Consider the following 12,003-nt stretch of genomic DNA (forward strand, 5'->3'; position numbering starts at 1 on the left):
TTCCCCTTTATATGAGAACAATTATCCTGCTTTTTTTATGGTTCGGAGTACTGACAGGTTCAGGTGCCCTTGCTCAGCAGCTCTACTCCGTTTCAGGTATTGTGAAAGACAACAAAGGCGAAACCCTGCCTGGTGCCAATGTGCTCTTAAGCGGATATCAGAAAGGCGCAGTGGCCGACAATCATGGAAAGTACACCATCACACAGCTCAAACCCGGCAATTATGATATACTGGTACAAATGATTGGCTTCCTGCCCGCAAATGTGAATGTCATCATCAACGATAAATCTGTAGTCATTGACATCGCTATGAAAGAGCATGTAAATCAGCTGAAAGAGGTTGTGATCAGATCCGATCCATACAGACAGCAGCGGCTGGAAATTTTCAAAGCAAATTTTATCGGGACAAGCCCCAACGCCGCAAAGTCGAAGATCATCAACCCCAATGTGATCCGGTTTGATTATGATAAGGACACCCGTATATTAAATGCCTCTGCTGATGAATTTATCATCGTTGAAAATAAGGCACTCGGTTATCGCATCAAGTATTTACTAAAATATTTTGAAAAGAACGACAAACTGAATCTTGTCATGTATTATGGTTATCCCTCATTTGAAGACCTGGCCACCTCCAAATCAAAGCAGCGTCAGTACAAACGTACAAGAGATGAAGCCTACCTGGGTTCCCCCCAGCATTTTTTTTCTACGCTGTTTGAGAATACTTCCAAGCCCAGCGGTTTTATCATCAATAAGATGCAGGGCAAACCCAATCCTAAAAAACTCCCCGACAGCATACTGAGTGAGAAAATCAAATTATTTTCCCAGATTGCCGTCAGGGGTGCAAGTATCACTGCGAACAGTAAGGATTCCTTAGCCCATTACAACCGGATAAAAAGAGAACCTGATTCGATAGATGTGCTGAACCGGGCTGAGATACTGACCGATACACTGGTTAAAAGAGAGGTCAGCAATTTAAAATGGATAAGTTTTACCGGGAAACTGTACGTCATCTATACCGCTGAAAAAGAGCCAGCAGCCTACAGCAAGCAGTCCGGTTATAAGGTAAACAGACCAATGGATCTTGCATCCAGCCAGGTATCCATCATACATCAGTTAAAAACCCCCATTGCATTTTATCAGAACGGTCTGGTATTTGACCCAAGTTCGCTGTTATTTGAGGGGTACTGGGGCTATGAAAAGGTAGCCGATATGGTACCGATGGACTATTTTACTTCAGCCAGCCAGTAATGCTCATTCTGGGTTTATTGGTGACCAGCACTTCGTGTTCAAGTTCGCTGCTCTTAAAAAAAACGCTTTTACCGCTGTCGGGACTTATGTTTTGCTGCCGGGAATCACTGTGATGTATCCTGAGCTCCCCGCCGTCGGATGCAGCCCAGCCTTCATTTAAATACATCACCATAGAGTACTTGCGGCTTTCATCATTTCTGAACTGATCTATATGTTTTTTATAGAAGCTCCCCTCCTCGTACAAAGTATAATGGAACTCATACCCTGTGATCCCTGTATAACAGGTATCGTTCAAATAAGCAATAAAATGATCCATGAGGTCAAAGAATTCATTCTCGTGAGCATTGTTGCGGCCGTGGTCGAGCCAGTAGATCTTATCGCTTCTGAATAGGTTGTCCTTCGTCACCAGAATCTTATTTCCTGTACCTGCGCTGAGCAATAACTTTTCCTGGTAATAAGCAATGAGGTTGGCTTTTAAATTCGAGGCAAGTGCCTCTCCCAGAAAGTTATCTGTAATACCTACTTTGTTTTCAATAAAGCTTTCAATGAGTTCATTAAAGTTCTTTTCCAAGAATGCTGATCCGATTGCAATACCTGGCAACCGCCATTGCTGGTGAAGGTAGCACTATTATCCGTCAACTACCCACCAAATTTCCGCACCCGGTAAATAAATGAAAGCATAAAATACCTGCCAAGACGGTTTACCTGCCTGTCCACGATAGCATTATTGCCAAGCACATCCCTGGAAATTCCTGAGTTCTGATCAAACAGGTCGAAACCATCCAAACGCAAAGTACCCATATCCCCTTTCAGGAAACGGTACTCAAGAGATACCCTTAAGATGGTTGGATTTCTAACTGCTATGTCATAACCGGTATTGAACTGTTTGGTAAAGTCATACCCTAATGTCAGGTCTTTGAAAAAATAATTACGGCCTTCAATCTGAAATTCGTACCGGTTGGTTTTACTGTCGTTAAAAGACGTATCCGCAGTAGTCGTCAGGTTCTGTGCATAGGAAGCTTCTAACTCCAGATTTACGATATCCTGTATGTCAACCTTAAATTCAGCTTCTTGTCGCCAGGCCGCATTTTTAAACACAACCCTGTTGTCGTTTGTAAAAGACACATTATTGTTCAGTTGTCCCCATCCCGAATATCCAACGGAGAATTTCCGCTCTGCAAAGGGTTTACTGTAGTAATAATCCCCTTTCAGAGAATAAAAGCCATCCGTATTTGTATAGCTGGTCAATTGATTTACAGACTTATCAGAAGGCCGGACAGTTGTAGTCACGATCTTGTTATTCGTCTTATCATATGCAACATTGGCAAACAACACGTGCCCTGCATTCCAGTCAGACTGTTTGTAATGTGCATTGATGCTGTGAATAAATTCAGGGTGCAGGTTCGGGTTTCCGGTTACGATATTCTGCAGGTTTGAATTGTCGGAGATTGGTTGCAGCTGGAAAAATCCTGGCTGGTTGTTTCTGCCCCAGTAGTTGATATCGAAAGATTCCTGATTAGAGAATTTATAGGATAACCTTGCCGACGGGATCACATTAAACGTCCGGTTGATGGTACTGACATCTTTACTCAGGTTTTGACCGCTTAAAACTGCCGGCTGGGCATTTACCCCCACAGTATAATTCAGCTTCTCGCCAATATACCTGTAGTTCATTCCAATCCGGTTGGTGATAAACTGGTAATCGTAGATATTGCTCAAATCAGGATTAAATATTTGGTCGCCGTCTTTGATATCGTTCACGTCCCTGGTGTTGTTCGTAGCTGACCTGTTCCAGTTGTAGTTAAACTCAATGAAAGTTTTTTTCCAAAGCGGCTCCATGTAAGATCCGCCAGCATTTAAGCCAAAATTACGCGTGCTCTGATCATTAAGCTGATTTTGCAACGTAGAATCTGAGATTCCTTTGCGCGTATCGACGTATTCGTTGTAAACATCCCTGAAATTTTCGCTATTGTTGTAATTGACACTGCTCCAGAAACTGAAATTACGTCCCTTTTTTGAAAATTTATGATTATAGAAAATATTTGTCCGGAGGCTTAGATTATCGGAGTTGTTTAAGTTCGTGCTGTTTCTGCGCGTGTTTAAACTGTCCTGGGTGATCACAGACCCCCCATTGCTGTTCCCATTATTGGTGTTGTAAGAGAAATTCGGAGATATTTTCAGATAGTTCATCGTATCTATTTTATATTCCAAATTTCCACCGAACCAGTGGTTATAGTTGTCACTCTGGCTGTTGTTGCGGGAATCTTCCAGTCTGGTATAAGAATTTTTCGAAGCATCCTTCAGAAAGTTCTGGGTATAAGTCGAACTGATCGTATTGTTCCTGCTGTTGTCAAAATTGTACCCCGCATCTGCCGAAAGCTTTTCGCTGAATTCATTCTTATAGTTCAGGCCAGCTGCATTTCTGGTGGTAATGCCATCACCGCCGCCGCCTCTCATATTTGCATTGGCAACTGTGCCATCAAACGAGATCTGACGCTCGCCTTTCATGCTGTTACCCCTTAAACTGGTATTATACCTGTCCGCATTACCTACTCCACCCGAAGCCCTGGCAAAATAGCCCTTTTTCTTGTCTTCCTGAATGGTCAGGTTAAGGATCTTTTCCGGCTCCCCGGTCTTTATTCCCGTTAGTTTTGCCTGGTCTCCATAGTCGTCGATAAACTGCAGGTTCTTAATGATATCTGCCGGAAGGTTCTTTATCGCCGTCGCAACATCAGTACCAAAAAAATCTTTACCGTTTACCCGTATTTTGGTAACAGGTGTTCCCTGATTGGTGACGTTTCCGTCTTTGTCTACCTTTATTCCGGGTAATTTTTTCAATACCTCATCTACAGCATCCCCCGCCCTGACAGGGAAGGCAGCAGCATTAAAACTCACCGTATCCTCCATCACTTTTACTGGTGGAACTCCTGAGATCACCACTGCATCCAGGGTATTGGATTCAGGCATTAATTTTATTGCGGAAACATCCAGTGTACTGCCTTTTTCTATCAGGTACTGCTTAATAAAAGTCTGAAAACCTATGAATGCCGCCGATAAAGTAAATTGTCTTGCTTTGACCTTGCTGAGCGTAAATTTGCCATCGGTTCCTGCTGAAATGCCCAAACTGTCTGTACCCCATTTAATTCTGACAACAGCACCGGGCAAGGGCAACCCAGCAGTATCCAGCACCGTTCCTTTGACGACATAATTCTGCGCCTTGCTACTGAAAAACGTACCTGTGACGAGTAACAATAGCAAAGCCAATTTGGTAAAGAGCTTCATGAGTTTATTTGTGTGTGTCGTAAAAGTACGACATGCATAGCTAAAGGCTTTTAGCGTAATTAACATGTTACAGTGCACCTGCTATATAACCCCAATTAAACGGCAAAAGCCATGCTAAAACGCACGGCTTTTGCTTAAATAACTTTATGGAGTTACTTACTCTTTATTTTTCAAAGCGATATCTATACGGTCTGAAAGATCATCCAAATGGTATTTGCTCATACCGGTTGCGCTTGCCGATGCATTTTTAACCAGGGTATTCAATTCACGCAGCTGGGCTTTTACAACAGAGATGACATCATTTTGTGAAGAACCGGTAGGGATACTTCTCAGTGAGCCGCCGCTCACCACCAGTGTTTGCGCAGGAGCCGCTGGTTTTACAAGGGCAATTAACTTTTCCACATATGCTTTTTGCAGATTACGGCGATATACATCAATAGCTGCGCCGGCTTTCAATTCACTGAAAATGCTGCTTTGTATACCGGTAAAGAAATCAGTGATGCTGTAAGCGGCAGTGCCATCTGCAGCTTCGGCTGAGATCAGTTTGTTCAGCGTATTTGTACTGATCAATCTGTTCAATGCCGGCGCCTGGACTTTTGAGATCACATCCACAGAATTCTGGCCAATGTTATCCAATATTGGCTGATTTAATAACCATGCGGGGGTGGTAAATAAGTTTTTATCCAAAAATGCCATTGCCTCCTGCTGGCGGGCAGTCGGAGTACGGACATATACAGCACCAGCTTGTTCCACAGTTTTAGGTGTTTCAAATATACCACCTACGTTTTTGGCCACATGTCCCATATAGCGGATGAACTGATTGGTAATTTCACCATACATAGTGGTTAGGCTGCCATAACCTTCATTATCCGATTTCGTCCATTCCGGTAGTTTGATCAGTATCCTTTTCAGGTTTTTAATCCCGTAATCGCTTGAGATCATGGCATTGTCGCCTAAATCTTCATTCTGCGAGCGGGGATCGTCAGAATTTGACTCTGTTCCAAACCACAACCGGTTATTTTTGAGCTTTTCTATTGTCAGCTTATTCAGTACCGGTACTTCTGCCTGAGCTGTTTTGGCATCCGGAAGCAGTTTATAACCCCATTCGATTGCCCATACATCATAGTCTCCAATCCTCGGATAGATTCCTTTGGGTTTGATGTTGTCCTCCGGCTGTGCTACATAATTGAAACGTGCATAATCCATGATAGAAGGAGTATGACCATTCGCTTCTACAAATACCTTATCACGTAATTTTTCTGAAGGGACCGTAGAACTTGAGCCATAGTTATGGCGCAGTCCCAAGGTATGACCTACCTCATGTGAGGAAACAAAGCGGATCAGATCACCCATCAGTTCGTCGCTAAACTGCATTTTCTGAGCTCTGGGATCTATTGCCGAAGCCTGGACCATATACCAGTCGTGCACCAGTTTCATGACGTTATGGTACCAGTTTATATGGCTTTCCATGATCTCTCCGCTGCGCGGATCAGAAATACTGGGCCCGCTGGCGTTCGGAATTTCTGAAGGCTTATATACAATCGCCGAATGGCGCGCATCATCCAAACTCCATGTCGAATCCTGTTTCGCGGTAGGGGCCATCTTGCCAATAATGGCATTTTTAAAACCCGCTTTTTCAAAGGCCTTTTGCCAGTCATTTACACCCGCAATCAGGTAAGGCACCCATTTTTTGGGAGTCGCGGGATCTATGTAAAATACAATCGGTTTCTTAGGTTCAACCAGCTCACCTCTTTTGTATTTGGCGATATCTTCAGCTTTCGGCTCCAGTCTCCAGCGTTTTACGATCTCAATTTCTTTGATACCCTGCGGGTTTGCATCAAAGTCCGTATAGCCCACAGCAAAATACCCCACCCGGGGATCAAAGAAGCGGGGCTTCATCGGTACTTTTGGGAGAATAACTAATGACGCGTTCAGCTCTACTGTTGCAGATCCTGTTGCTCCGCCTCCGCCGCCCATAGCCGGGGGACCAAAAGGTGACGCAGGTGCAGGTGCCAGTGAGTAAGTCCTGACTACATTGATCTCCACATTGGTTGGAAAACTTTTCACACCCAGTATATAACTTCTGTCAGCCATTGGCGCACCCAGCCTGAAATTGCTTTTAACTGCCGATGAACCAAAATAAAAAATATCGTTGTCGCTGCTGATGTAATCGGTCATATCTATCACAGTTCCTTTTTTATCCGGAGTATAGGCTGCTACAGCAAAGGAAGCCGCAATAGCCTGAATATTAGAACGCTGCAGGTTCTGATACATGGCAGTGGTACTGTCCGGCCCATAAGTCCTGTAAGATATCTTGCGCATAAATACCTTATTGTTTGGCCCTTTTTCAAAACGGATCACACTGCTCCCGATCTGGTCTCCCGCATACCCGGAAGCAGAACGAACTTCAGCGCCCGCTTTAGACATCCGGCTTACAACCAGTATATCCCGGCCCAATATTGAATCAGCGATCTCAAAAAAGTATTTATCTTCCAGCCTGTGCGTGGTGATCATTCCCCGGCGGGTAGCGGCTTTGTCCGTAATCACCTGGGCATAAGGTTTTGGCTGTGGTTTAGCACCCGGACCAAAAGGGGCTCCAGGAACTTTTTTTGTAGTATCTGTTGCCGCAGGTGGTGTGGTGGGTGGCACCGTAGGCTTTGTTTGGGCAATAGCAAATGATGCTGTAACTATACCCAGCATTGTAAAAAATACAGTTTTTTTCATTTTGAATTATAAGTTGTTTAGTTGATTGCCAGCAAATGTACAGCAGTTGGCTGGGAGTAGAAATTATGTCGTATAACTTTACAGTTACATTAGTGAATCATTTTAAACAGCAGTTCCTTAAGCAGTTCGCCGTCAGCAACGTTTCCTGTACTGTCCACTCCTTTGCTTTTCAGATCATATTCCCTGAGCAAACTAATGATCTCAAAAGTTTTACCCAGGCTGTAGCTTCGTGCAGCCGTTTCAAAATCCTTTACAAAATAGGGGTTCACCCCCAGTTCCTTAGCAGCATCACCTTTATTTTTCAGGTAGTGGTATTTAAGGATCTTGGAAAAATAAGAATTGAGATTGGCCATGACCATAACCATTGGGTTAGCCTTCGGATTGTCTGCAAAGTAATTGATGATCTGATTACATTTTAATACATTCTTCACCGCAAGTGCTTTTTGCAGTTCAAAGACATTGTATTCCTTGCTGATTCCTATATTTTTCTGTATCAGATCTGTATCTATGGTGGTCTCTTTTGTGATATTGAGGATCAGCTTGTCCACCTCGTTCTCAATCTTGGAAAGGTCAGTACCTAAATATTCAGCCATCAGGGCAGAGGCCTGTGGTGCGATCTTGTATCCTTTTTCCCTGATGAGGTCTTCGATCCAGCCCGCCAGTTTATAATCCCTGACCAGCTCGGATTGAAAAACAACCCCATTTTTATCTACAGCTTTATAGATCTTTTTACGCTTGTCAAAATTTGCATATTTATAGCCCAGCACCAGGATGGTGGTCGGCATCGGCTTTTCAAAATAACTGAGCACAAATCCAGCTTCCTTGCTGCTCCCTTCAGTTTCCTTTGCCCATTTCAGGTCCTGTGCCTCCTTTACAATGATCAGCTGATAATCAGACATCATCGGATAACGCTTCGATGCATTCATGATGGTAGCCATGTCCGTATCTTTGCCGTACAATACCGTCTGGTTGAAGCCCTTTTCCATGTCGTTCAGTACATTATCCTCCATGTAATGAATGATCTGGTCTATATAGTAAGGCTCCTCACCATGCAGCAGGTAAACAGGCTTAAACTTTCTGGCTTTAATGTCTTTTATGATCTCGGCAGCACTCATATGATGGCAAACTTAGATAAAAATTTTGTCTACTTTTACACAAATGTCATTTACACCGAGACCTCTTAACCTGCCTCCTTATCCTTTTAAGATCACATTAAAAGATACTCAGTATTTTATCTTTGACGAAATCCGCAAAAAACACCTGGTCCTGACACCTGAGGAATGGGTCAGACAGCATTTTATTCAATATCTGATCCTTGAAAAAAAATTCCCCAAATCCCTCATTCAGATAGAAGGCGGCCTTAACCTCAACCAGCTGCAAAAAAGAACTGATGTCGTGATATTTAATACGCATGGCCAAAGGATTATGGTTATTGAATGTAAATCACCTACAGTAAAAATCAGTCAGGCTACTTTTGACCAGGCGGCCAGGTACAACTCTGTGCACAAAACCAAATGGCTGGTCGTTACCAACGGTTTAATGCATTGCTATGCACAAATCGATCACAAGGAAGAAAAATTTCTGTTTGTGAAGGAACTACCCGAATACGGCCAGCTGTAATTTCAAAACATTTCCCGTTTAGTCATGTTTCTGCTTAAAAATACGGACATGTATGAGGACCTAAAGCATAAAGTGAAATCAAAAGCAGGTATTGATCATTTGATTGCATCCGATTGTAAACGGATTGCCAATGACATCTTCGAAACAACCCAAAAAAGAGTAAGTGAAACCACACTCAAACGATTTTTTGGATTCGCCTCGTTAAAATACGCCTTATCGGGTTATACCCTATCTGTTCTGACAGCCTATACGGAAACCAATTGCTCTGTTACCATAACAACGAAGATCAACCCATCCAAAGCAAAGCGAAAAGTAGCTGACGATATCAAATTTGACCTTGAAGACGGCGCGCTGCAATCCAACCAGTGCTTCGGCAAATCAGATCTGGAAAAGCTTAAGGAATCGGAACAAAAAAACCTGCCCATAAAAATTCACTTAACAAGAAGACAGGTAAAGCATCTCTTTGAAAATGTAAAAAAACCCGGGCTTTAACCTAAAGCAGCTAAGCTTTCTTCGATGATCTTTATCTTTCCTTCTGCATCAGCCTGCTTGTTCCTTTCGTTCCGGATGATCTCGGGCTTGGCGTTCTGTACAAAACGTTCATTGCCCAGTTTGGCATTAACCGATTTCAAAAAGCCCTGCAAATAAACAAGTTCAGCATTCAAACGTTCCCTTTCAGCATCCGGATCAATGGCTTCATTCAAATGAATGAAAAACTCATCATTGCCGATCATGAAACTCACGGCACCTGGAATCTTATCATTTACAAGTTCAACCTGACTGATGTTGGCCAGCTTAAAAACAATATTTAACCATTTTTCGTAATCCAGTGAGGAATTCACTTTTATCGCCAGCGGCAATGCTTCTTTTGGCGGGATCTGTTTTGTATTTCTTATATTTCTAACTTCAGCCACAAGGCTTTTGATCATTTCCACCTCTTTCAGTATGGCCGCATCAGCAGGTCCAACTACCGGATAGCCTGCAACAATACAGCAGTCCATTTCGTCCTTCTCACCAAACAGCTCATCGTGCCACAATTCTTCAGTGATGAAAGGCATGAAGGGATGCAGCAGTGTTAAAATCTTTTCAAAGAATCCAATGGTCACTTTCAGGGTCTCTGCATCAATAGGATGCTGATAAACCGGTTTCACCATTTCCAGGTACCAGGCACAGAAATCATCCCATACCAATTTGTAAGTCGCCATTAAAGCCTCAGACAAGCGGTACTGCTTAAAGTTATCTTCGATCTCAGCCAAAGCTTCGTTAAAACGATTTTCAAACCACAGGATAGCCTGCTGGTTTGGATTTTCCAGGTTAGCATCCACTTCCCATCCTTTTACCAGGCGGAAGGCATTCCAAATTTTATTGGCAAAATTCCGCCCCTGCTCACAATAGCTTTCATCAAACATCAGGTCATTTCCGGCAGGAGAGCACAACAGCATGCCCACCCGAACGCCATCGGCACCATATTTTTCGATCAGTCCAATAGGATCAGGTGAATTGCCCAGTGATTTAGACATTTTTCTGCCCAGCTTATCCCTTACAATACCGGTCAGATATACATTGGTAAAAGGTTTCTGTCCTCTGAACTCGTGTCCGGCCATGATCATGCGTGCTACCCAGAAGAAAAGAATCTCCGGTGCGGTTACCAGGTCATTGGTTGGGTAATAATAATTGATCTCTGGATTATCCGGGTTTTTAATTCCGTCAAATACGGATATCGGCCATAACCAGGAAGAGAACCAGGTATCCACAACATCAGGATCCTGCTTGATAAATGCAGAAAGCTGATTTTTACAGCCTGTTTTTTCTTCGTGTGTAAATGTGCCGTCGGGATCTTTGAGTTTCAAAAACTCATTCAGCGCTTCTTCTTTGGTCTTGGCAACCACCCAGTTTCCCTGATTGTCATACCAGGCAGGAATCTGCTGGCCCCACCACAACTGTCGGCTGATGTTCCAGTCGCGTACATTTTCCATCCAGTGGCGATAGGTATTCACAAACTTTTCCGGGATCAGCTTCACATCGCCGTTCAGCACATCTTCCAGTGCAGGCTTTGCCATCTGGTCCATTTTGCAGAACCATTGCATGGACAGCTTGGGTTCGATCACTGCATCTGTACGTTCCGAGAAACCGATCTGTGATTTATAATCTTCCACCTTTTCTAAATGTCCGGCTTCGTCAAGTAATACCGCAATCTTTTTTCTGGCTGCAAAGCGGTCTTCGCCTACCAAAACAACGGCAAGCTCGTTCAGTGTGCCATCATCATTTAAAATATCTATTACCGGCAGTTTATGCTTAACTCCGAGCTCATAGTCATTCAGGTCGTGGGCTGGGGTAACTTTCAAACAGCCAGTACCAAAGTCCATGGTGACATAATCATCCTGGATCACCGGGATTTCCCTGTTGATCAATGGCACAAATACTTTTTTTCCTTTAAGGTGTGTGTAGCGTTCATCATTTGGATTGACGCAGATCGCTGCATCAGCCATAATGGTTTCCGGCCTGGTAGTGGCAATGGTGATGAACTCCGGCTCTGCCTGATACTTGCTGCTTGCTACTAAATATTTAATGTAATAGAGTTTTTGGCTGACTTCCTTACGGATTACTTCCTCATCTGAAACTGCAGTTTTGCCTGCCGGATCCCAGTTTACCATCCTGATGCCCCTGTAGATCCAGCCTTTTTTATACAAATGGATAAAACTCTCGATCACCGCATCCGACAGATCGTCTTCCATGGTGAAGCGCGTTCTTTCCCAGTCACAGCTGGCGCCAAGCTTTTTCAATTGGTCCAGGATGATCCCGCCGTATTTCTCTTTCCATTCCCAGGCGTATTTCAAAAACTCTTCCCTGCTCAGGTCAGCCTTGCTGATCCCTCTTTCTTTAAGCATGGCCACTACCTTTGCCTCTGTAGCAATTGACGCATGATCGGTACCGGGCACCCAGCATGCGTTTTTGCCTTGCATACGCGCCTTGCGGATCAGTACATCCTGGATGGTATTGTTGAGCATGTGGCCCATGTGCAGTACCCCGGTCACATTTGGCGGAGGGATTACAATGGTGTACGGCTCACGCTCATCTGGTTCAGAGTGGAAAAAGTTTTTAGACATCCAGTAGCTGTACCACTTGGCTC

At 43.7% G+C, this 12,003-nt stretch carries 8 protein-coding genes; 3 read left to right on the forward strand and 5 right to left on the reverse strand.

Annotation, left to right across the window (positions count from 1 at the left end; translation table 11 throughout):
• The first annotated feature begins 11 nt into the window (after window positions 1–11).
• Entirely contained in the window at window positions 12–1,247 is a 1,236-nt protein-coding gene (locus tag VK541_RS10710; protein ID WP_324369862.1) for a carboxypeptidase-like regulatory domain-containing protein, read from the forward strand.
• On the opposite strand, the gene VK541_RS10715 is transcribed toward VK541_RS10710, so the two are convergent.
• From VK541_RS10715 to holA, 4 genes are all read right to left on the reverse strand, one after another.
• Entirely contained in the window at window positions 1,228–1,818 is a 591-nt protein-coding gene (locus VK541_RS10715) for a 2OG-Fe(II) oxygenase (protein ID WP_324369864.1), read from the reverse strand. The genes VK541_RS10710 and VK541_RS10715 overlap by 20 nt on opposite strands.
• A gap of 68 nt (window positions 1,819–1,886) precedes the next feature.
• Complete coding sequence (locus VK541_RS10720; protein ID WP_324369866.1) at window positions 1,887–4,529, reverse strand: TonB-dependent receptor; 2,643 nt, start codon at window positions 4,527–4,529, stop codon at window positions 1,887–1,889.
• 156 nt (window positions 4,530–4,685) lie between these two features.
• Window positions 4,686–7,253, reverse strand: coding sequence for a zinc-dependent metalloprotease (locus VK541_RS10725; protein ID WP_324369868.1), 2,568 nt, complete (start codon window positions 7,251–7,253; stop codon window positions 4,686–4,688).
• 89 nt (window positions 7,254–7,342) lie between these two features.
• Complete coding sequence (holA, locus tag VK541_RS10730) at window positions 7,343–8,368, reverse strand: DNA polymerase III subunit delta (protein WP_324369870.1); 1,026 nt, start codon at window positions 8,366–8,368, stop codon at window positions 7,343–7,345.
• A gap of 43 nt (window positions 8,369–8,411) precedes the next feature.
• Here holA and VK541_RS10735 point away from each other — a divergent pair, with 43 nt between their 5' ends.
• Together VK541_RS10735 and VK541_RS10740 are read left to right on the forward strand one after the other, a co-directional pair.
• Complete coding sequence (locus VK541_RS10735; RefSeq protein ID WP_324369872.1) at window positions 8,412–8,873, forward strand: type I restriction enzyme HsdR N-terminal domain-containing protein; 462 nt, start codon at window positions 8,412–8,414, stop codon at window positions 8,871–8,873.
• Between the two features lie 48 nt (window positions 8,874–8,921).
• On the forward strand, window positions 8,922–9,365 hold the full coding sequence (locus VK541_RS10740) for a hypothetical protein (protein ID WP_324369874.1): 444 nt from the start codon (window positions 8,922–8,924) through the stop codon (window positions 9,363–9,365).
• Here the strand turns inward: VK541_RS10740 and VK541_RS10745 are convergent.
• A partial coding sequence (locus VK541_RS10745) for a valine--tRNA ligase (protein WP_324369876.1) occupies window positions 9,362–12,003 on the reverse strand: 2,642 nt, incomplete at its 5' end. The genes VK541_RS10740 and VK541_RS10745 overlap by 4 nt on opposite strands.

The organism is Pedobacter sp., assembly GCF_035317785.1.
In the GTDB taxonomy this organism is placed as follows: Bacteria; Bacteroidota; Bacteroidia; order Sphingobacteriales; family Sphingobacteriaceae; genus Pedobacter.